The organism is Pediococcus damnosus (assembly GCF_001611155.1).
In the GTDB taxonomy this organism is placed as follows: Bacteria; Bacillota; Bacilli; order Lactobacillales; family Lactobacillaceae; genus Pediococcus; species Pediococcus damnosus.
This window is the reverse complement of record NZ_CP012294.1, coordinates 428,170-450,843: the sequence shown is the minus strand read 5'-3', so window position 1 is coordinate 450,843 and position 22,674 is coordinate 428,170. Positions and strand designations below refer to the sequence as shown.

Sequence of the window (22,674 nt, the reverse complement as noted above, 5' to 3'; positions counted from 1 at the left end):
TTTTTTTGTCGATAAAAATCTTTATTCAAAGGCAGAAAGTACGAAAAAGGCTTGGACTACCGATGTTAAATTTAGGTTAATTTACCGTTCTACGGTTCCCTTGGCCTGGAACGGGGTGCGAGTTCTTGCGGCTATCTTTGCCACAAGAATCGACACCGTTACGTGTAATGGCGGGCACGATTTGAAGCCAAACAGGTTACTTGTCTTCAAACTCGATCTTTATCTAAGCAAAAGTCGCTAAGATAAATTTTACCCCTGAGGCCAAAACGCCTTCGAACTGAAGAAGTCGTTGTCTGCAGATAGCTCAATGACTGCTTCCATAACAACTTTTGTGCTAAATATAATTAGTTTTAATACCTGATTAAGTCTGGAAGCAAATGGGCCCAGTAGTGTCATTTATCTTAACGGTTTTCGTTTAGATAAAGGCCGAGCTTAGAGACGTGTACTTCGGCTCTAAGTCGTGCCCACTACGTTCCGGCCCAGATTTGCCGGAAGACGGCATTTTTAATCTGGTTTTGTTACCATGAACGTTTTTATCAAGCAATTGGATGCAATTTTGCCCTTTCAACCTTTAAATCTTTATCGTTAGTTAAATGAGTAAAAAATTAAATAATTAAGGCGTTTAACATAAAATGGCTGTGCACTGATATAGTGGGATGTATGCAGTAAAATTACGAATTAAAAATATAAAGAATTAAAAACAAATTAATTTATTGTGTTGCATTTAATTTGTTTTTAATGTACAATAATAACAATTCGTGAAATGCACAAACATCAAGTAATTAAAAATTACTTAACAAATTAAGGGGAGATGTCGTTTATGAATGTGAAATCAGTAGTAAAGTTAGGAGCCGTTGCATTGGCTTCAACATTTGTCCTAGCTGCATGTGGGTCAAAAAGTGATAGTACCTCGTCAAACAAAAAGTCTGTTAGTTTTATGGTAGCGTCTGAAATTCCTACCATGGATACTTCTAAAGTTACTGACACGATTGGCTTAACACAGTTAGCTAATACTGAAGAAGGTCTTTATCGTTTAGGTAAAAACAGTTCTGTTCATAATGCTTTAGCCACTAAGACTAAAGTTTCCAAAGATGAGAAAACATATACCTTTACGCTTCGTAAAGGAGCTAAGTGGAGTAACGGGGATAAAGTAACCGCTAAAGATTTTGTTTATTCTTGGCAACGCACGGTTAATCCCAAGACGGCGTCTGAATATGCATACCTCTTCTCAGGAATTAAAAATGCAGATAAAATCATGGCCGGTAAAGCCAATTACAAAACTTTAGGCATTAAGGCTGATGGTGATTACAAATTAACTGTTACTTTGGATCGTCCCGTTCCTTACTTTAAGTTGTTAATGGGATTTGCAATCTTCTTCCCACAAAACCAAAACGCTGTTGAAAAGTATGGTTCTAAATACGGAACAGCTTCAGATAAATTAGTTTACAATGGTCCTTACAAATCTGTTGGCTGGACTGGAACTAACTTAAACTGGAAGCTTGAAAAAAATGACAGCTACTGGAATAAAAAGAACGTGAAGATGGACACAATTAAGTATCAGGTTGTCAAAGATTCATCAACAGCTTTGAACCTATACAATAGTAAGAAGCTTGATGTTACGACAATTACTGGTAGCCAAGTTGCGCAATACAAAAACAACAAAGACTACAAGTTACGTAAGGAAGCTTCAACCTTCTATCTTCAATTGAATGAAAAGAAAGACAAGTACTTTAAGAACAAGAAGATTCGTCAAGCAATTTCAATGTCTATTGATCGTAGCCAATTGACAGGTAAGGTTCTTGCTGATGGCTCTCAAAATCCACTGGGTTATGTTTCATCTGGATTAGCAGAGAATCCTAAGACTGGTGAGGACTTTGCTAAAGAAGCAGAAGTTAAGTCAGCCGTTACGCAAAACTTACCTGAAGCTAAGAAGTTATTGCAGGAAGGCTTAAAAGAAGAGGGAATGTCTAAGCTTGAATTCACGTTGATGGCTGATGATACACCAGCTGGTAAGTCAACAAATGAATTCTTGCAGTCCCAGATTGAAAAATTGGGCAGTAACGTTAAAGTGAATGTTCAAAACATTCCATTCAAAACCCGTTTGTCAAACTCAACAGATGGTAAGTTCGATGCAGTTGTTACCGGATGGGGTGCTGACTTTGCTGATCCAATCTCATTCTTGCAGCTCTTTGTAACCGGTGGATCAAACAATAATGGTTCATGGAGCAATAAAGAGTATGACAATTTGATCAAGGCTTCTAACACGACTGATGCTAACAACAAAGAAAAACGTTGGTCTGACTTGGTTAAGGCTGAAAAGATTCTTATGAACGAACAAGGGATCGTACCAATCTATCAACAAGCCCAATCACAACTTTGGAACTCAAAGGTAAAGGGTGAAGTTTACAATACTTCTGGTATTAACTTTGATTACTCAGGTCTTTACTTGGCAAAATAAATTTACAATATTATAAGGGGAAAGAGTTTTAGGACTCTTTTCCCTTATTCTTTTCACAAATGTGATCTTTCTAAGAATTCGTAACGGATACCACCGCTTTATGGGCTAATTTTAAATAATTTCATGAGCAAAAATGAGCATTTTTTAAAATGTAACATAAATCGGATACATGCAGCAATGGTGCTGGATCATTGTGTATGTAATTTGATTAATATGGTTCTTATCGGTAACAAAATTAGAGAGAACGATTGAATTTAATCTTCTTCTAATATATAATAAGAACAACTTTTGTTAAGAAAGTACATATTGATGAAATTCGTTAAGATTTCACGAAGGGGTTGGATAAATAATTATGAATGTTAGATCAGCAGTAAAGGTTGGAGCCGTCGCGCTAGCTTCAACATTAGTTTTGGCTGCCTGTGGATCCAAAAACAGCAGTTCGTCGAAAAAAACAGTTAACTTTGAAGAAAGTGCTGAAATTTCGACAATGGATCAATCGAAGGTTACCGATGTAGTTGGATTTACACAGTTAGGAAATACCCAAGAAGGTCTTTACCGACTAGGTAAAAAGAGCAAGGTTACTAATGCTCTTGCAACCAACACGAAGGAATCTAAAGATGGTAAGACTTGGACCTTTACACTTCGTAAGAATGCTAAGTGGAGTAATGGCGATCCTGTTACCGCAAAAGATTTTGTTTATGGTTGGCAACGGACAGTAAATCCTAAGACAGCTTCTGAATACGCATACTTGTTCTCCGGAATTAAGAATGCCGACAAGATCTCGTCTGGTAAAGTGAACTACAAGCAGTTAGGCGTTAAGGCTGACGGCAAGTATAAATTAGTTGTTACGCTAGATCGACCAATTGCCTACTTCAAGCTATTGATGGGCTTCCCAACATTCTATCCACAGAATCAAAAAGCTGTTGAAAAGTATGGTTCTAAGTACGGAACAGCTTCTGATAAATTAGTTTACGATGGTCCATACAAACAAGTTGGTTGGACTGGCACAAACTTAAATTGGAAACTTGAGAAAAATAATAATTATTGGGATAAAAAGAATGTGAAGATGGATACCATTAATTATCAGGTTGTCAAAGATGCAAGTACTGGTTTGAACTTGTATAATAGTAAAAAACTTGATGTTGCCAACATTACTGGTAACCAAGTTGCCCAATACAAGAACAACAAGGATTACGTTTTACGGAAACAATCATCAATGTTCTATCTTCAATATAATATGAAGAAAGAAAAAGTATTCCGTAACGCTAAGATTCGAAAAGCTATCTCAATGTCAATCAACCGAAACCAATTAACTGGTAAAGTTCTTGCCGATGGTTCAACCAATCCAAAGGGACTCGTTTCATCTGGTTTAGCAAGCAATCCTAAGACTGGTACAGACTTTGCAACTGAAGCTGAAGTTAAGCCTGCTGTTACACAAAACTTGACGGAAGCTAAGAAGTTAATGGCTGAAGGACTTAAAGAAGAAGGCAAATCAAACTTAACATTTACACTTCTTGGTGATGATACAGCTTCAACAAAGCAAATCACTGAATTCTTACAGTCACAAATTGAAAAGCTACCAAATGTGAAGGTCAACTTGCAAAACGTACCATTTAAGACACGTTTGTCAGATTCATCAGATGGTAAGTTCGATGTTGTTCTTTCTGCATGGGGCGCCGACTTCTCTGATCCAATTTCATTCTTACAATTATTTGTAAGCGGAAATGCTCAGAATAATGGTGGATTCAGCAATAAGCAGTATGATGCATTAATCAAGGCTTCTAATACAACTGATGCTACAAATCCTGAAAAACGTTGGGACGATATGGTACAAGCTGAAAAGATTTTGATGAATGACCAAGGAATTGCACCTGTCTTCCAGCAAGCACAATCACAACTTTGGAGTTCTAAGTTGAAGGGTGTTGTTTATAACACTGCTGGTGTCAACTTTGACTATAAAGGTTTGTATTTAACAAAATAATTTTTATAAATAGGCGTTAACTTTGGACAGGAGGGTAAGGGCCCCGCGTAACTGCTGACTCTTACCCCCTTTGTTATAGAGCCAAAGCTGGCTTGGAAGAAAGATTGGGAGGAATATAAATGGCAAAATATTTGTTAAAGCGAATCTTTTACCTGTTCTTAACGCTGTTTCTGATTGCAAGTATCACCTTCTTCTTAATGAAGTTGATGCCAGGAACACCATTGAATAATCAGGCAAAATTATCACCACAGCAGATCAAAATAATTTATGAGCATTATGGATTGAACAAACCGGTTTGGCAGCAATATATAAGTTATATTGTGGATGCAGCACATGGAAACTTTGGGTTATCATATCAATTTAGTGATCAGCCAGTTTCTTACCTGATCTCAAGCCGAATTGGTCCTTCGTTACAATTAGGTGCTCAGGCAATCATTGTGGGTGTCTTCTTTGGAATCATCGTTGGATCTTTAAGTGCCATTCGTAAAAACACATGGATTGATGGTGCTTCAACGTTTATTTCAATTTTAGGAATTTCAATTCCTAGTTTTGTGCTTGCCATTTTGCTTCAGTATTATTTGGGTCTGAAGCTTCAATGGTTCCCAATTGCTGATTGGGGTGGATTCTCGTACACAGTGTTACCAACCTTGGCGTTGGCAGCTTCACCGTTCGCGGAAACTTCGCGGTTTGTCCGGACGGAAATGGTCGATGTTTTGGGAAGCGACTATATTGAGCTGGCAAAGGCAAAAGGGCTAAGCCGAACTGGAATCGTTTGGCATCATGCTTTACGAAATAGTTTAATTCCGTTAGTTACGGTTATTGGTCCTTTAGCAGCAGCAATTATGACTGGATCAATGGTTGTTGAAAACATTTTCTCTGTACCAGGTATTGGGGAACAATTTGTAAAATCTATCTTGGTTAATGATTACCCAACCATCATGGGAGTTACCATGTTATACTCCGCATTACTTTGTGCAATCTTGCTTTTGACTGATATTGTATACGGAATTATTGATCCACGAATCCGAATTTCTGGGAATGAGGGGTAAATAAATGGAAGAAAAAATGAATTTAGCACCGGATGCGTTTGAGCCGGTATCTAAAAAAGATGAACTAGATGATGAAAAAATTGTCGCCCCTTCCCGGACATTTGTTCAGGATGCTTGGCGTCGGTTAAAACAAAATAAGGCTTCTTTCATTGCTTTATGGATCTTGGCTATAATCTTTGTGGTTGCTTTTACATCACCAATTACAGCTTCTCATCCAAATGAATCTAATCCAAACTACGCAAACTTGCCTCCTAAGATTCCCGGTGTAAATATCAACGGGTTGAACGGAACATCTGTAGTTGCTGGTAAACGAGTAGATGCTTACAAACAAAATCATGTTCCAAGCAAAGTTCACTACACATTAGGAACTGATTACTTAGGTCGTTCATTGGCACAACGAATTTTACGAGGAACTTTAGTTTCCTTATTAATTGGTCTTTTTGCCACTTTGATTGATTTGATTGTCGGGGTCGGGTACGGGATTGTTTCGGCCTGGAAGGGTGGTATAACTGATATTGTCATGCAACGGATAATTGAAGTTATTTCATCCGTCCCTAACATCGTTATCATGGTGTTATTCATGCTTGTTTTAAAGGGCGGTATGTTGCCAATTATTTTGGCGATTGCCTTTAATGGGTGGACCACGATGGCCCGGCTGACGCGAGCGCAAACCTTGCAGTTGAAGTCGCAAGAGTATGTGTTAGCGGCGAGGACGTTGGGTGAATCAACCTTTAAAATTGCGATCAAACATTTGTTACCTAACTTATCAAGTGTCATCATTATTCAAACGATGTTCACAATTCCATCCGCTATTTTTTTCGAAGCTTTCTTAAGTTATATCGGAATTGGGATTCAAGCTCCAACTGCTTCGCTAGGAACATTGATTAGTGATGGGCAAAAGAACTTCCAATTTTTACCATATCAAATGTGGTACCCTGCAATTGTGTTATCCGTTATTATGATTGCGTTTAATATTTTGGCTGATGGTTTACGTGATGCGTTTGATCCGCGAACAGCCCGCAGATAGGAGGAAGTTACAATGGAAAATGCAGATGAAAATATTCTAGAAGTAAAAAACTTAACCATTGACTTCCATACCTATGCTGGTACGGTTAAGGCGATTCGCGATGTTTCTTTCCATTTGAAAAAGGGAGAAACGTTAGCCATCGTTGGTGAGTCTGGATCTGGGAAAACTGTCACAACTAAAACCATTATGGGTTTATTGGCAAATAATGCTGAAGTTGTGGAAGGAACAGTAAAATATCACGGTAAAAATGTTCTCGAGATGTCCGAAAAGGAACTCGAAAATATGCGTGGTAAAGATATTGCAGAAATTTTCCAGGATCCAATGACGTCTTTAGATCCAACTATGCGAATTGGTCGACAAATTGCTGAACCTTTACAAATTCATAAGGGCTACAGTCGTGAAAAAGCTAATAAACAGGCGCTAGAAATGCTCAAGTTAGTTGGCATTACCAATGCTGAAGAACGAATTAATGATTATCCTCATCAATTTTCAGGCGGGATGCGGCAACGAATTGTGATTGCCATTGCATTAGTTTGTTATCCAGAGATTTTAATTGCTGATGAACCAACAACTGCTTTGGATGTAACTATCCAAGCACAAATTCTTGATTTGATGAAGGAATTACAAGAAAAAATTTCAACTTCAATTATCTTTATTACCCATGATTTGGGAGTTGTTGCTGGGATGGCTGACCGAGTTGCGGTTATGTATGCTGGTAAAATTGTTGAATATGGAACAGTTGATGAAATTTTCTATAATCCTCAACATCCGTATACATGGGGACTTTTGAACTCAATGCCTACCCTTGATACGCGAAAGGGTAAATTGGAATCCATTCCAGGAACGCCACCAGACTTATTGGATCCACCAACTGGTGATCCATTTGCTGCTCGGAATCCTTATGCAATGAAGATTGATGAACAAAAAGAACCACCATTTTTCAAAGTATCTGATACGCATTATGCTGCAACTTGGCTTTTGCATCCGGATGCACCACATGTAGATCCTCCAGACGCAATTAAACATCGTCAAGAAGTTTATGCTGAGCGCTTGAAGAAGGGTACGATCAATCTTGGTCATATCCATTCAACTGGGAAGACAAGCTTCGGTGCGGACAATGACGATGCAATTGGTGAGTAAAGGAGGCTAATCATGGATACACGAGAAAAGATTCTAGAAGTAAAACATTTAAAACAATATTTTAACGTTGGAAAAAAAGATGAAGTACGTGCCGTCGATGATGTTTCCTTTGACATCTATAAGGGTGAGACCTTTGGTTTAGTTGGTGAGTCTGGTTCAGGGAAGACAACGACTGGACGAGCAATTATTCGTTTACTTGATCCTACTGATGGCCAAGTGATTTTTAATGGCCGTGATGTAGCCTCTCTAAAGAGTAAAAGCGATATGATGAAGTTTAGACGTGAAATGCAGATGATCTTCCAAGATCCATATGCTTCTTTAAATCCACGGATGAAAGTCAAGGATATTGTGGCTGAAGGCATAGATATTCATCATTTGGCCAAGAATGATCAAGACCGGACAAATCAAGTAGAAGACTTACTTGAAACGGTTGGGTTGAATCGTGATCACTCTAGTCGCTATCCAGTTGAGTTCTCTGGTGGTCAGCGACAACGAATTGGGATTGCGCGAGCTTTAGCCGTTCAACCTGACTTTATTATTGCTGACGAACCAATTTCTGCGTTGGATGTTTCCATTCAGGCTCAAGTTGTTAACTTGTTGAAGGATCTTCAAGAAAAAACGGGATTAACTTACCTATTCATTGCACATGATTTATCAATGGTAAAATATATCAGTGATCGAATCGGTGTTATGCATTATGGCAAGATTCTTGAAATTGGTCCGGCTGAAGAAGTTTATAATCATCCTTTACACCTTTATACGAAGAGCTTAGTTTCGGCTGTACCACAGCCCGATCCAGAGTTTGAACGTAATCGTCGCCAGGTTGTTTATGATTCTTCTCCAGAATTTGATGATAAAAAGCGTCAAATGGTAGAGATTACCCCGCAACATTTTGTACGTGCAAGTGAAGATGAGATTGAAACTTACAAAAAACGTGCAACTGAAGAAGGACTAACAGTTCTATAAATTCAAAAATAGCAATGAAATCTAAAATAGATTTCATTGCTATTTTTTTATTTCTAGACCTCATTTTAAACGCTGCTATCGCGAATAATCAAAGAAGTCCCGATCGTTATTTTTCGTGGGACCATGTTACGTTTCTGAAACTGTTCATTTAAAAGTTCAAAGGCAGCTCTGGCCATTGCATTTCGGGAAACGTGCACGGTACTTAAGCTGGGGGTGATATATTGGGCTGACGTAATATCGTTAAACCCAATGACCGATATTTGTTGTGGAATAGCTATTTTATGTTCAGTCAGCGCTCGCATCGCACCGATTGCGATTGAGTCGGAACCAATTAAAAATGCTTTAGGAAGCTTAGCACCTAGTTTGTCAATAATTTTATTCATTTCTTGATAGCCTGCAGCGGCTGTATAGTCCTCCGCCACGAAGAAGTAATCTGGGTTGAAGGTTTTCTTACACTGCAGAAAAGTTTTGGCTAGAAACCCCTGTGGATCATTTTCAAGGGTAATCAGGTGGTGATGGTGTTGTTTTGCAGTTAAAATTCCAATGTCTTTAATGCCAGCCTGCAAGAGATGATTGGTTGTTCTGGCGACTGATGAGGTGAAGTCAGTCACTACACAGTCAACATTATCCAAGAGGGTGTCCGTATTAACGAACACAATTGGTTTGTGTAAGGCACGTAACTTCAAAATGGTTTCCTTATCAAAAAAGCCGACCGCTACAATCCCAATATAAGATTGTTTGGCCAATTCATTCCGTTCATAATCAGTCTGAAAGAAATTTTTAAATCGATAATTGCTATCGGTCAAGTGGTTGTTAACAGCCAAGCGAAGAGACATGAAATACGCATCATCCAGTTCTTCGGATTCTTTATAAGAAAGGACCACGGCAATTGTCCCGTTAGTTTTATGTTTAGTTTTATATTTATCGTATGAAAGCTGTTCAGCAGCTTCAAAAATGTTTTTTTCCGTACTCTGGCTGACTGACAAAGTATCGTCGCCATTGAGCACTCGAGAAACAGTTGACTTTGAAACACCGGCTAAGCGTGCGATATCATTGATAGTTGCGATAAAATCATCTCATTTCGTTAATGCCTTCAATTATATGAGTGTTTAAAAGTTTTATCAAGTTCACCAATGAAAGGGCTTACAAATAATATAATACGTGTAAAATAAGAACTGTAAAAATTAAAAAGTTTACTAAACTTATTAGGAGATGCAATAATTATGAAACTATTATTGATGAGCCACGGCAATATGGCAACTGAGGCGTTGAAAAGTGCAGAGATGATCATGGGACCAATTAAAGATACAGCGGCCGTTGGTTTACAACCAAACCAAGGGCCTGAAGATCTTCAGGCAGCTGCAGAAAAATTTATTTCGGACAATCCCAATCACGAACCAGTCGTTGTCATTGTGGATTTATTGGGTGGCACCCCTTCTAATGTTGTGGTTCGCTTAATCGCTGCTCATCCAGATCTTCAAGTAGTGAGTGGCCTGAACCTACCCATGGTTATTAATTATGGTAACCAAATCATGATGGGCGACGAATTTAGTAAGACTACCATGATGGATGAGGCCAAGGCCGGTGTGATTGATGTTAATGCAAAACTAAATGAATAAATGAGGATAGACAAATGACAGCAAATTATAGTTATTCGCTTCGCTTTACTTTGGATCCAGAAAATTGGGATGCCAAAAAAGAAACGCAATTGCTGGAATTTTGTAAAAAAGGTCGCATTGATGATGTGACTTTTTTTATTAATTCCGAGGAGCTAAATCAAAGCCATCAAACGAGTGACCAGATTCAAGTGTGGTTGGATGCTATTCAACCAGTTGGAAAAGCACTGAAAGAAATGGGTGTCACGACCAGTTTGAATCCGTGGACGACGCTGATGCATAGCGATCGAGGTCGCAAGATTAATCCTAAACTCGGATTTAAAACCATGGTAGATTATCAAGGACGGCAGGCCGAATCGATTGCCTGTCCGGCGGATCCTGTTTGGCAGAAATACATCGTTAATTGTTATCGGCAGTTTGCCAGCATTCATCCCAAAAAGTTATGGTTGGAAGACGATTTTCGGCATTACAATCATACACCACTGAAACTTGGTTGTTTTTGTGATCATCATATGGCAATTTACAACCAAAAATTGGGCAAAGAATTAAGTCGTGAAAAATTTGCTGCAGCAATGCTTCAATCTGGGGAACCAACGCCAGAACGATTGGTTTATTTAGCCGTGGCGAGACAAGAAATGATCGACGTTGCTAAAAAAATTGCCGACGGAGTTGCGGAAGTGTCACCACATACAAAACTTGGATTAATGAGCTCGTTCCCTAATTGGCACGCAGTAGAAGGACGCGACTGGTCAGAACTGTTCACTGAACTTTCAGGTAAGCATCCGCGCTTGAACCGCCCTCATTTACCAGCTTACAACGAAGTCTCATCACTCAAGTATAGTCGTGATTTTGAGGCGTATACGCGCACAACAGCAGCATATGTGGCTGATGGGAACTCTGCAGAATTTAATCCAGAATTAGAAAATTACATGTATTCACCGTTCGTGAAATCGAATCGGTTTACCCAATTTCAATTAGAAAGTACGGTCTTAATTGGTGCTTCAGGAATTATGCTGAATTTGTTTGACATGATGGGCAATGGGATTGACCCGACGTATCACTATGCAGAACTGTTGGCGGAGTCAAAAACATGGTTAAATCACATGAGTGAGAGAAGTACTAGGTTAGATCTTGGCCACCTGGATGGAGTCAAAGTATTGGTAGATCAAGATTCTGCGCAAACAATTCACACAACTCAAGGAAGAGATCCGGCCGAATTATTACCAACTGAAACGAATTGGCTATCTTTATTTGGGAGCCTTGGAATTGCCTGTTTACCAAAGCCATATAGTCATAAAACACAGTATCATGATCAGACCTTGGCCATTAGTGGTCAGTTCTTGCGGAACTTAACAAATACACAAATTACGCAGCTAATCAGTGACAATACAGTCTTTTTGGATGGCCAAAGCGTTGAAATTATCTTGGAGCGGCATTTAGCGAATACATTACTAGGTGTTTCAAACGGAAAATGGCATCAGGTAAGAACTGGCTACCAATCATTTGAGCAGGCCGATGGGCAGACTGTGAATGGTATTGAAAATCCGCGCGTGACAATGCTACAGCACACTGGGAACTATTTACAGTTAACTTATGATCAAAACGCTAAGGTGACGATTATTTCAAACGCTTATAACGAATATCATAAATGTTTAGGCCCAGTTATGACGGTTGTGAACGAGCATACTTTTATTTTACCAATGGACTCTGATCCAAAATATGGCTGGGAGTCACAATATTATTCCATCAAAGAGATTCTCTTCAAACGGTATCTACAAAAGCATTCTCAGGTTGCATTTGTGGTTGAGATGCCGGGAGTCAAACTCGTGACAGAACAAACAATTGGATTTAAAGCCTACTTCTCCAATTTCACAATTGATGATCAGCCAAAAATTAAATTTCATTTTAGTGATCAATACCAATATACGCATTGGATATTGCACGCAAGAATTGGTTCAGATTTAAAAGACATTTCAGTGCAATGCTCATGGGATACTCATGGAATTGGTACGATTGATTATCCGCTGAAAGGATTAGAGACCATTTTGCTAGAAGCAAAAGTTTAGTAAAAAAATAAAAGTTTTTATTGACTTTTTATGAAAACGCTTTATTATTATAGGTGGTTGGTACCAGTTAAAATTAATCGGGTGCGCACCTGGATTAGTTAAAATATCTGCAATTATTTTTCTTATTAATTTACGGGAGTGGTGAATAATGGCAATTATAGCAGTACGAATTGATGGAAGATTGATTCATGGTCAAGTTGCAAACCTATGGACAACAAAATTAGGCGCCTCACGTATTATGGTTATCGATGACAAGGTTGCTGCAAGTGACATTGAAAAATCGGGATTAAAGTTGGCTCGACCAACAGGAGTTGATTTGAGTGTGTTACCTGAAAAAACAGCTGCCGAACATATTAAACGTGGCGGTTATGATTCTCAAAAAGTATTTATTGTTGTCAAACGGCCGAGCATTCTTCTTGATTTAGTGAATGACGGCGTCAAATTAGACACGATTAATGTCGGTAACATGTCACAAACAGATGACACTACGCAATTAACGAATTCAATTAATGTGGTTCAAGCCGACGTTGATGCCTTTAATGGTCTTCATGAAAAAGGAATTAAGGTAACTTCACAAATGGTTCCTGGCGATAATGCGCAAGACTTTATGGAAATTTTGAAAAAGTTTAAACCGAAGAAATAGGGGAGGTTTTAATTATGGGATTGATTGCTATATGGCAGGTTATCGTTTTGACTTGTTATTCCATGTATCAAATCATGGATGAATTAACTATTCAATCTAGTTTAAGTCAACCTGTCTGGGCCGGATTAATTGCTGGTCTAGTCATGGGCGATATCAAAACTGGATTGATTATTGGTGGTAGTTTACAGTTGACTGTTCTTGGAGTTGGTACCTTTGGTGGTGCTTCTAAGATCGACGCGAACTCAGGGACTGTTATGGCAACTGCTTTTGCAATTGGCGCTGGCATGAAGCCTGAAGTTGCTGTTGCTGCATTAGGTGTACCAGTTGCGAGTTTGATGATTCAAACAGATATCGTTGCACGTTTTGCAAACACGTTCTTCCAGCATCGGGTTGACAAGATGATTGATCAAGAAAATTATAAAGGAATTGAACGAAATTATCTTTATGGTGTTTTACCATGGACACTATCTCATGGAATTCCAGTATTCTTAGCACTTGCATTTGGCGGTCCATTTGTTCGAACTGCCGTTTCATATATGAACGAAAACTTAGCATGGTTAAGTAACGGACTAGCAACAGCCGGAGCTTTATTACCAGCCGTTGGATTTGCAATTTTGCTTCGCTACTTACCAGTTAAGAAACATTTCCCATACTTGATTTTAGGATTTATCATTACTGCCTTGTTCTCAACTGTTTACGGAAACATTGGGATCTTAGAAACAACGGTTGCCGGAATTGATACAAAATTCACGACAAAATTTGCAAGCTTACCAATGTTAGCAATTGCTTTAATTGGATTTGCATTTGCCTTGCTTGAATATAAACGCTCAACTGAAAAGAGCGCCGTTGTAGCTGTTGAAAAATCAAGTGAATCAGAAGACTCCGAAGAACAGGATGGTGAAATTCATGGAGACGAAATCTAAATCAACAAATAAAATTACGTATAAATTAACGGCGAAAGATTTTCGCCAGATTAATTTTCGAAGTTTAGTGTTTAACCAGTGGGGTTGGAACTACGAACGGATGCAAGGCTCTGGCTATCTTTATATCATGATGCCACAACTACGAAAAATGTATGGCGACCATACCCCTGAATTAAAGAGCATCATGAAGATGCAAAACCAATTTTTCAATACAAGTAACTTTTTCAATACCATTATTCAAGGAATTGATTTAGCAATTGAGGAAAAAGAAGGTGTTAAGTCACTAGAGACCGTTGCTGGTATTAAGGCAGGATTAATGGGGCCTTTCGCCGCAATTGGTGATTCACTCTTTGCCGCACTGGTACCTGCAATCATGGGTGCGATTGCTGCTAACATGGCTGTTAACGGAAATGCTTTAGGTGCTTTCTTATGGATGGCAGTTGACTTTGTGATTATGTGGTTCCGTTGGATTCAACTAAAATTTGCCTATAAACAAGGTGTAAATTTGGTTACTTCTATGCAGGGTCAGTTAAGCGCTTTGACAGACGCCGCAACTTTACTTGGTGTATACGTCGTTGGTGCTTTAGCTGCAACCATGGTTAACACTCAAGTTATCTATGTAGCTCATTTGGGTAAAATGGCAGTTAACTTCCAAGAACAGATTGATATGATCATGCCAAAGCTTATCCCAGCATTGATTGTGGGTGGCATTTACTGGATGTTAGGAAAGAAACACATGACTTCAACACGTGCAATCTTCATTGTAATCATTGTTGCGGTTGCTCTTTCAGCACTCGGTATTCTAGGAAAAGCTGTATAAGCATGTGTAAAAATTAAATAAGATATTTTTATCATATTGTGTATATTTCGAATTTTTACTGTTAGAATTATTAATAAAAATGAAAGGTCTGGTATGATAAGTTCACACTCAGATCTTTTATTATGTACAGGAGAAAAAACTAATATGACAATTAAGTATGATAAAAAAGAACCATTATACGAGCAGTTGATGGATACCATCAAAGTTAAAATTAAAAATGATTATAAGGCCGATGATAAGTTGCCGTCTGAACGTGAAATTATGCGTAAATATTCAGTGAGTCGTAACACCGTTCGTCAGGCTCTGAATGAGTTGGAAATCTTAGGACTTATCTATCGACAGCATGGTAAAGGCACATTTGTGGCCAATGCAACAGACAATCCAGCTACTTTGGGAAATGAACACAGTTTTACCAAACAGATGATTGCTTTAGGCCGAAAGCCTGAAACAAAGATTATGGAATATTCTGTTCGCCCTGCCAATAAGTATTTTGCCAACAAATTAAACATTAACGAGGGCGATAGGATCATTAAATTAAAGCGCTTACGGTCGGCAGATAAAGTACCAGTTATGATTGATCGAACTTACCTGCCTTTTTCGAAATTTGAAGGCCTATCTGCAGTCGAGTTGGAAGTTAAACATCGTTCTTTATACGCAGTATTTGCGGAAGATTTTGGCGAAGAATTTCGAATTGCGGATGAAGCGTTGTCGGCAGGCAGAATTAGCGACAAGGATGCCGATGTTTTACAAGTTGCGCAGGGATCACCAGGTCTCATGCTAAAACGAACAACTTTTAATCAACAAAATGAAATTATTGAATTTACTTTAAGCAGTACGCGTAGTGACCAGTATGTTTACAATATTCGGTATAAGAACACTAAAATTTAATTTTTTTGGTGTAGGTGAAATTGAAAGGGGATTCATAAAAATGTTTTCGAAAAATGATGCAGAATTAAAAAAAATGGGTGCAATCATCACGACACGTGAGATTCAACAACAACCCGAACTTTGGCATGAAGCTTGGGATAACTATCAGAATAGTAAAACTGAAATTTCTAAATTCTTAGATGGAATTGCTAGCCAGACAAAAGAGGCAGTTCGGGTTGTTTTCGTTGGTGCTGGGTCTTCAGCATACGTTGGAGATACATTGGTTCCTTATTTGCAGGCTAATGGTAATCGCCACCAGTTCCGTTTTGAAGCAATTGATACAACTAAGATTGTGTCGACTCCGCATGATTATCTAGAAGCTGATACGCCCACTTTATTAGTTTCCTTTGCGCGGAGTGGTAATAGTCCCGAAAGTGTTGCAACCGTTGATTTAGCAGAAAAATTAGTTAAGCATCTCTGGCAGTTAACCATTACTTGTGCTCCGGAAGGCAAATTAGCTAAACATGCTGAAGATGATGCCAATAACTTGGTTCTGTTGCAGCCAGCTCGTTCCAACGATAAAGGCTTTGCGATGACTGGGAGCTTTAGCTGCATGATGTTAACTTCATTGTTTGTTTTTGACGCAAAACATACGGATCATCAAAAAGCGATTTATGTAGATCAGATTACGAAGATGGGTTCTGAAGTTATCGACCGTGAAGCAGAAGTTAAAAAGGTTGTCGATACAGACTTTGAGCGCATTATCTATTTAGGTTCAGGTGGTTTAACTGGGCTCACTCGTGAAGCCCAATTAAAAGTGTTGGAATTAACTGCTGGTCAAAAGGCCACCATGTTTGATTCTTCAATGGGATTCCGGCACGGACCTAAATCTTTTGTAAATGACAAGGCACTTGTCTTCGATTTCATTAGTAATGATGCCTATACTCGTCAGTACGATGTGGACATTTTGAATGAAGTGCAGGGCGATCACATTGCTCCGGTTGTGTTTGGGATTGGTGTGCCAAGCAAACAGAATTTTGATGGCCAAGGATTTACATTTACTAACGGTAATGATCAGCTTCCTGATGGCTACATGGCATTTCCAGACATTATGTTTGCTCAGACACTGGCCTTGATGACTTCTGTCAAAGTAGGAAACACACCAGACACCCCTTCGGCTACTGGAACCGTTAACCGGGTTGTTAAAGGCGTCACGATTCATTCGTTGGATTAGGGGAGGAAAATCATAATGAGCTATTATATTCATGCTGATAAATTTTTTCTTGATAATACAACGGAAAATGGCGGTTATTTAGAAATTACGGACGATGGTAAATTTGGTACTTATACAAGTGTGAAACCAACTGGTAAAATTGTGGATTATTCTGGGCGTTACGTATCACCAGGCCTAGTCGATACCCATATTCATGGACTTTTAGGTCATGATGTTATGGATAATGATTGGGATAAAATCCAGGAAATGTCTGAAGGGCTGTTGCAGGCCGGTGTAACTTCTTGGTTACCAACGACTTTAACAGCTTCGGCTGATCAATTAGATGCTGTTTGTCAGACGATTGGTGCTAATTACAGGAAGGCAACTGGTGCTAAAATTCAGGGGATTTACTTTGAAGGGCCTTTCTTTACGGTGGAACACAAGGGTGCACAAAATCCTAAATATTTTGGTGATCCAAGTGTTGAAACTTTTGAACGATGGCAAAAATCGGCAAAAGGCCTGATAAAGAAGATTGCGATTGCTCCTGAGCGTGACGGAGTGGTTGAGTTCACCAAAGCAGTCAGTCGAATGGGCGTAAGTGTTGCGCTAGGGCACAGTGATGCCACGTTTGAACAAGCACGTGATGCGGTGGAGACTGGTGCTACAGTCTTTACACATACGTTTAATGGGATGAGTGGTTTGAATCACCGTAAACCAGGGATGGTTGGTGCAGCAATGAGTATGCATAATGTTATCGATGAATTGATTTGTGATGGACATCATGTTCTTGGTGAATTTCCAGTGTATGTGGCTGATGGGATGGCACGTTTGAAAGACGGTGGTAGTTTAGCTGGCAGCATTCTTCAGTTGAAAGAAGCCGTTAAGAATGTTGTGGATTGGAATATTTCCACTCCAGAACAAGCAGTTCAAATGGCCAGCAAGACAGCAGCCGTTAGCAGCCACATTGGTGATCAGTGTGGAAGCATTCTTCCTGGCCGTGATGCTGATTTCCTGATTTGGGATCATGATATGGACCTTGAAGAAACGTACTTGGATGGCAAATCACGCTACCAAGCATAAAGATTGGAAATGAATGGCACATTAATCAGTAGATTCAGGCAATAGCTTGAAACAATGATTAACGTGCTTTTTTAGTTAAGTGAGAAATTAAAGTTGCATTTATTGACAATAGAAACCGCTTCCTGCCATAATATGACTGAAGGCTAACGGGTAGGCAAAGTAATTGGAGGCATGAAATTATGTATAAGCATTTGATTGCAACCACACAAATTAAAGAGCGCAGCTACGTGTATCATTACGCGTCTAAAGAGGCTAACAAGGTTCTTTATCAAAGAGATGCATTAGCACAAACACTGCCTGAACACAGTCTAAACGTGCTATATGGGGTACATGTTTGGGTTAGTAATGAGAAAAGCTTAAAATCTGTTCAAGCACATAATAAACAATTAAAAACGATGTGGGAAGTTAAAAATGCCGAAGAATTTACCAAGCTTGTTTTCGATAGAAAGTTGTTAAGACTGGCTGATAAATTGCAGTATCGGGAAATGAATAACCTTGATCAGTTAATTGAATGGTTTAACGAGAACTAGGATTTATTTAGTTTTATTGATGGATGAACATAGTAGATTGAATCAGAATTCTAGATAACTGTAACTAACAAAAAACACATTCACTTTGAGTGAATGTGTTTTTTTGATCATGTAATGGGTGATAGATAGTGCTAATTTATCGATCCGGCATCTTGAATATTAAATCGTTTTAAGAGGTGGACAATAACGATTGCTGTAATACCAAAGATTAATGTACATCCTACCAAAAGCCATAATAGTAACTTAGGTGAATAGCCCATTAGTGTTGGTGTAATTAGTGAAAATAGCGCAGTAAATGCACGAACAATTCCATACGAGAATCCTGTCATTGTTGCACGAACTGATATTGGATAAAATGATTGATTCCAGATTTTATATAGAGCCTCACCACAAAGCACAGTGCTGCCAGAATAACAGATATATGCAACCGTAAATGCTTGCCAATAAGCGCTAAATGTACCAGCAACAACGAATGAAATAAATGCTACTGCAATTCCAACATACATCACCTTGTACCGGTATTTAGTGTCTGCAACTTTAACATAAAGTACATTCAATAATAAACAAAAGAGGTTTGCAGCAATTGCAATGGCAGTAGAAAAGGCTTGACTTTGATTATCTATGGTAACTAAAAAGTAATTTACAAATGAGCCCCAGGTATTGGCGGGTAAGTTCCAAAATAAATAAAACACAGTTAATAGAAATAATGGTAAAAGAGTGGTGCGTTGACCAAGCATTGATTTAAGACTTTGTTTTTTTAACAATGTTTTTTTTGTAGTGGGGTTCGGATCAACTGTGACTGCTTCTATGTTTTTTATTTTATGAGAAAAAACACGTACACACCAATCAATAAAAGCGACCAATGCAATCCAACTGAATAATATAAGCACACTTCCTTGTTTAGCACTGGCAGTGATGAAGCCGATAAATTGAGATAAGAGAATTCCCATTGTCCAAAAGATTTGGGTGGAGGAAATTGCACGACCATACGCTTTTTTTGACATACGTTCAGAAATTACAGCTAAAGAGGTTGGCAAATCTGCACCAGAGGCCAAACCTGCGATAGTAACTCCGATAAGTAAAACAGCAAACCGAGTTGCAGTTGCAATAATTAATGCACCAACTGCTACGAAAAATATATCAAAATTGAAAACTGTAATTCGACCAAATTTATCTGATAACCAGCCACCAATAAATGAACCTGCAGCAACAGATAAAGTAAGTAAAGTACTGATAAAGCCAATTTCCCAACTATTTAGTTGCATTGTCTTCAACCAGATGGGTAATGCTACACCAAGGCTAACTAAAAGAGCTGCATCAAGATAGGATGCAATGCCTGCTACTATAATTAATAGTACATTATCACGGGTTAGTTTTTTTGCTGAGGTTACCATATTATTCCTCCGCTAGTAAATATCGTTGTATTAAATATACCGGTGTGCAACTCCAGGCATGACAATAGCTATTTAATAAGGTACTACCGTATGGAGAGTAATTAGGTTTATCAGGATCAAAGGATTCCCAAAAAGTGTCTGCTCCCAAAGAAATCATTTTTCCCCAATATTGTTTCAGTAACTTGGTGCCTTGGTCCTTTAAGCCGCTGACAAATAATGCTTCGACAATGTGATGGTACATATACGGCGTTGCTATATTCTTAACTGGAAACAGTTTAGAAACGGTAGTTTGCATGATGACTTTGTTTTCTTTTTCACTCATAACTTGTGCTAGTACCATCCAAACTTGGCTAGCAATGTTAAATTCTTGTTTTGGGCCAGAAATAAATAATTTTGCATCTTGATTGAATAAATCATGTTTTGCAAATGCACTGATAACATCAAGTGCACTTTGATATTTTGTGGAATCATCACCAATTTGATTGGTTAAATTAATAAACTGTTTTAAAACGTAAATCAAGATTGCTTGGCCTGCTGTTGTTTTGTCAAAATCGTTTGACCAGTCGATAAAAACTGGATAATTATCATCTAATTTTAGTTCTCCATAAGGACTTACTTTTGTTAATGCAAAATCAATTTGCTTTTTGGCAACGGGATAAAGATCATTTAATACTTTGTAATCTGGCTCAAAATCCATTAGATCATTCAAAATTGAAATGAAGAATAAACTATAATCAAACAGGAATGTATCATCAGGAGTATTTTCGGGCCTTGTGAAAACGTTCGCTGGGATTCTACCATCTTTTGAGGCCATTGCACCAAACAGATATAGGCAGCGTTTAACTAATGTCGTATCTTTAAAAGTAGCGTAGTCAGCTAAAGCTTGTAAACGTAAATCCCCAATCCATAGGCGTCGATCACGTTTAGGACCATCCTCAAATACTGTTTGCATGCAGTCTTGTAAGGTTTTTAATCCGACATTATAAATTTTTTTAAGTTGAGGATCAGTAATTTTTACTGATTTTAAATTTTTTGTATTAACAGATGTTTCTGTTTCGAGTTTTGGTGCACTGAAAACTGCCTGCCATTTTGGTGAGGTATCTACAACAGTTAATTCAACGTAACGAAAACTGTATCGTCTTGGTAACTTTAGTTCAAATGGTAGTACATCTAAGTGAATTAATTCTTCCTGAATCCAAGAACTGCTTAACCAACCTTTATAATCTGTACTGTTTTGGGTTAATTCAATTGGCATTTCAGCAAACTTAATGCGTAAAGTTAACGGAGCGTCCATTGGTGAGCCAACGGAATCAATATGGATGGAGAAATGACCAACATGGTGATCTCCAAAATCCAAAATAATTGATTCACCCTTCTTTAAAGGTTTACTAGATGTATTAAATTTGGCTATTGGGATTACACCATAGCCTCCTAACTCATCCGCATTTTTAGTGACTTTAACGATTTTATGAGATGTAATGGTGGTATGTTGTAAGACAGGCTTGAACGCCTTAGCCTTTTTTAGCAACTTTTCATCATGAGTAAATTCAACATTATTATTAATTTGAAATGTAAATGCCATTATGTTTATTCCTTTCTTAGTCGAATTTTCGAACGTTGTACTTTTTCTGTAATGCCATCATTGTTAGACCGCCAATAAATCCAATTGTAAGCAAGATAGCAAAGCCAAACATGGTGGTACGAATTGCGGATGGGATAACCAGTGCAGGAGTGATTAGCGCAAACAAACCACAACATAACCGAGAAAAACCATTAATGAAGCCTTGAACCGAAGCACGAATTTCGACTGGAAAAGATTCTTGAGTCCAAACTTTGTACATTGCTTCACCAGCAAGGTTGTTTCCAATGTTATAGCAGCCAATTGCAATAACAATTGGCCATAAAGCGTGACTGCTTAATGCTAATCCTAGCATTGAGAATATCTGAATTAATTGAGCAATAACGAAAAGCTTGTTACGCAATTTACCACCAGATAGGGAAGCGAAAATAGTTGTAGTGATTAGTCCAACTATATTAAGTACGATTCCCGCACCTGTAGCAAAACTTTGGCTTGCATGTGCTTGAACTAATGTAAAAGTCTGAAATTGACCAAAGGTATTTGCAAGAAGGTTCCAAGCAAGGTAGAACACCATGATACAAGTAAAGAAACCAATGTATTTACCAGCACCTTCACCAGTGAATACACTTTTAACAGTAATATGGGTTTCTTGTTCTTTTCTTGTCTCTGAGTTCAGATGTCGTTTTTCTCCTTCTTCATGGAAAGCTCGAAATTTAGATGAAGTTGTTCGCCAGAGCCAAGCAATTATTGCAACTGCTGCCAAAATTGAAAAAACAATACGTGCACCAGTTGCACCAGCAATTTTTGAAACAACAAAGGCGGCAATATAAGAACTTAGGACACCAACCTGCCAAAAAATTTGTGTTGAAGAAACTAAACGTGCAGAAGTATTTTTGTCAGGGGAATCATGTGAAATTACTGTAAGACTGATTGGCAAATCTGCGCCTGATGCAAATCTGGTGATGATAACGCCAGCTAACAATAACGTGTAGCTTTCGGAAAATACACAAATCAAAGCGCCAATCGCGTAAAACAGATTTAACCAATTAAAGGAACGAATAAGGCCGATTCGTTTCGTGATTTGACCAGATAGCAAAGATCCAGCAGCAATTGCAAATGTTAAGGCCCCTGAAATGATGCCGACTTGGCCATTAGTGAGACCTAACCCACGTTGCCAAACGGTGATAGTTGCTGATAAACCAACAATAATACCTGAACCTAGAATAGAACCAATACCTGCTGCAATGGCAAGTGGCTGATATTTTTTAAAACTAGAAACTTCTTTCATAAATAACTCCTCCTTCTTTAATGCCCTTATAGTA

19 protein-coding genes are annotated in these 22,674 nt (G+C 38.4%); 15 read left to right on the top strand and 4 right to left on the bottom strand.

Features of this window, described 5'->3' with window-relative positions; genetic code table 11:
• Positions 1–820: 820 nt before the first annotated feature.
• The 6 genes from ADU73_RS02220 to ADU73_RS02195 all read left to right on the top strand — a co-directional run bounded on the left by ADU73_RS02220 (position 821) and on the right by ADU73_RS02195 (position 8,621).
• Complete coding sequence (locus ADU73_RS02220) at positions 821–2,458, top strand: peptide ABC transporter substrate-binding protein (protein ID WP_046870866.1); 1,638 nt, start codon at positions 821–823, stop codon at positions 2,456–2,458.
• A 352-nt stretch (positions 2,459–2,810) separates the two neighbouring features.
• A complete protein-coding gene (locus tag ADU73_RS02215; RefSeq protein ID WP_046870867.1) occupies positions 2,811–4,439 on the top strand; it encodes a peptide ABC transporter substrate-binding protein in 1,629 nt (542 codons plus the stop codon).
• Positions 4,440–4,558: 119 nt separating this feature from the next.
• Positions 4,559–5,488, top strand: a complete 930-nt coding sequence (opp3b, locus tag ADU73_RS02210) for an oligopeptide ABC transporter permease (RefSeq protein WP_046870868.1) — start codon at positions 4,559–4,561, stop codon at positions 5,486–5,488.
• 4 nt (positions 5,489–5,492) lie between these two features.
• Complete coding sequence (locus ADU73_RS02205; RefSeq protein ID WP_046870869.1) at positions 5,493–6,515, top strand: ABC transporter permease; 1,023 nt, start codon at positions 5,493–5,495, stop codon at positions 6,513–6,515.
• 12 nt (positions 6,516–6,527) lie between these two features.
• The gene (locus tag ADU73_RS02200) at positions 6,528–7,655 is read left to right on the top strand and encodes an ABC transporter ATP-binding protein (protein WP_046870870.1); all 1,128 of its coding nucleotides are present in this window, start codon (positions 6,528–6,530) and stop codon (positions 7,653–7,655) included.
• Between the two features lie 12 nt (positions 7,656–7,667).
• The gene (locus tag ADU73_RS02195) at positions 7,668–8,621 is read left to right on the top strand and encodes an ABC transporter ATP-binding protein (RefSeq protein WP_046870871.1); all 954 of its coding nucleotides are present in this window, start codon (positions 7,668–7,670) and stop codon (positions 8,619–8,621) included.
• 65 nt (positions 8,622–8,686) lie between these two features.
• Here ADU73_RS02195 and ADU73_RS02190 read toward each other — a convergent pair whose 3' ends face one another.
• The gene (locus ADU73_RS02190) at positions 8,687–9,670 is read right to left on the bottom strand and encodes a LacI family DNA-binding transcriptional regulator (protein ID WP_226996050.1); all 984 of its coding nucleotides are present in this window, start codon (positions 9,668–9,670) and stop codon (positions 8,687–8,689) included.
• Between the two features lie 174 nt (positions 9,671–9,844).
• On the opposite strand from ADU73_RS02190, the gene ADU73_RS02185 reads away from it, so the two are divergent.
• The 9 genes from ADU73_RS02185 to ADU73_RS02145 all read left to right on the top strand — a co-directional run bounded on the left by ADU73_RS02185 (position 9,845) and on the right by ADU73_RS02145 (position 18,379).
• Positions 9,845–10,240, top strand: a complete 396-nt coding sequence (locus ADU73_RS02185; RefSeq protein ID WP_046870873.1) for a PTS sugar transporter subunit IIA — start codon at positions 9,845–9,847, stop codon at positions 10,238–10,240.
• Between the two features lie 14 nt (positions 10,241–10,254).
• Entirely contained in the window at positions 10,255–12,303 is a 2,049-nt protein-coding gene (locus ADU73_RS02180) for a hypothetical protein (RefSeq protein ID WP_062913135.1), read from the top strand.
• Positions 12,304–12,451: 148 nt separating this feature from the next.
• Positions 12,452–12,946: a PTS sugar transporter subunit IIB gene (locus ADU73_RS02175; RefSeq protein ID WP_046870875.1), complete on the top strand. Its 495-nt coding sequence runs from the start codon at positions 12,452–12,454 to the stop codon at positions 12,944–12,946.
• 14 nt (positions 12,947–12,960) lie between these two features.
• Positions 12,961–13,869 (top strand): PTS mannose/fructose/sorbose/N-acetylgalactosamine transporter subunit IIC, encoded by a 909-nt coding sequence (locus ADU73_RS02170; RefSeq protein ID WP_062913134.1) that lies wholly within the window; start codon positions 12,961–12,963, stop codon positions 13,867–13,869.
• Positions 13,853–14,689 (top strand): PTS system mannose/fructose/sorbose family transporter subunit IID, encoded by an 837-nt coding sequence (locus ADU73_RS02165; protein ID WP_046870877.1) that lies wholly within the window; start codon positions 13,853–13,855, stop codon positions 14,687–14,689. Before ADU73_RS02170 ends, ADU73_RS02165 begins: the two co-directional genes overlap by 17 nt.
• A 144-nt stretch (positions 14,690–14,833) precedes the next feature.
• A complete protein-coding gene (locus tag ADU73_RS02160) occupies positions 14,834–15,577 on the top strand; it encodes a GntR family transcriptional regulator (RefSeq protein WP_046870878.1) in 744 nt (247 codons plus the stop codon).
• Between the two features lie 40 nt (positions 15,578–15,617).
• Entirely contained in the window at positions 15,618–16,790 is a 1,173-nt protein-coding gene (locus tag ADU73_RS02155) for an SIS domain-containing protein (protein WP_046870879.1), read from the top strand.
• A gap of 15 nt (positions 16,791–16,805) precedes the next feature.
• A complete protein-coding gene (locus ADU73_RS02150) occupies positions 16,806–17,849 on the top strand; it encodes an N-acetylglucosamine-6-phosphate deacetylase (protein WP_056986112.1) in 1,044 nt (347 codons plus the stop codon).
• 179 nt (positions 17,850–18,028) lie between these two features.
• Positions 18,029–18,379 carry a hypothetical protein gene (locus ADU73_RS02145; RefSeq protein ID WP_062913133.1) on the top strand — a complete coding sequence of 117 codons (351 nt, stop codon included), beginning with the start codon at positions 18,029–18,031 and terminating at the stop codon, positions 18,377–18,379.
• A 131-nt stretch (positions 18,380–18,510) separates the two neighbouring features.
• On the opposite strand, the gene ADU73_RS02140 is transcribed toward ADU73_RS02145, so the two are convergent.
• The 3 genes from ADU73_RS02140 to ADU73_RS02130 are packed head-to-tail and all read right to left on the bottom strand — an operon-like array spanning position 18,511 to position 22,640.
• A complete protein-coding gene (locus ADU73_RS02140) occupies positions 18,511–19,773 on the bottom strand; it encodes an MFS transporter (RefSeq protein WP_046870881.1) in 1,263 nt (420 codons plus the stop codon).
• Position 19,774: 1 nt separating this feature from the next.
• The gene (locus ADU73_RS02135; RefSeq protein WP_046870882.1) at positions 19,775–21,355 is read right to left on the bottom strand and encodes an alpha-L-rhamnosidase-related protein; all 1,581 of its coding nucleotides are present in this window, start codon (positions 21,353–21,355) and stop codon (positions 19,775–19,777) included.
• Positions 21,356–21,371: 16 nt separating this feature from the next.
• Positions 21,372–22,640 (bottom strand): MFS transporter, encoded by a 1,269-nt coding sequence (locus ADU73_RS02130; RefSeq protein WP_062913132.1) that lies wholly within the window; start codon positions 22,638–22,640, stop codon positions 21,372–21,374.
• Positions 22,641–22,674 lie beyond the last annotated feature (34 nt).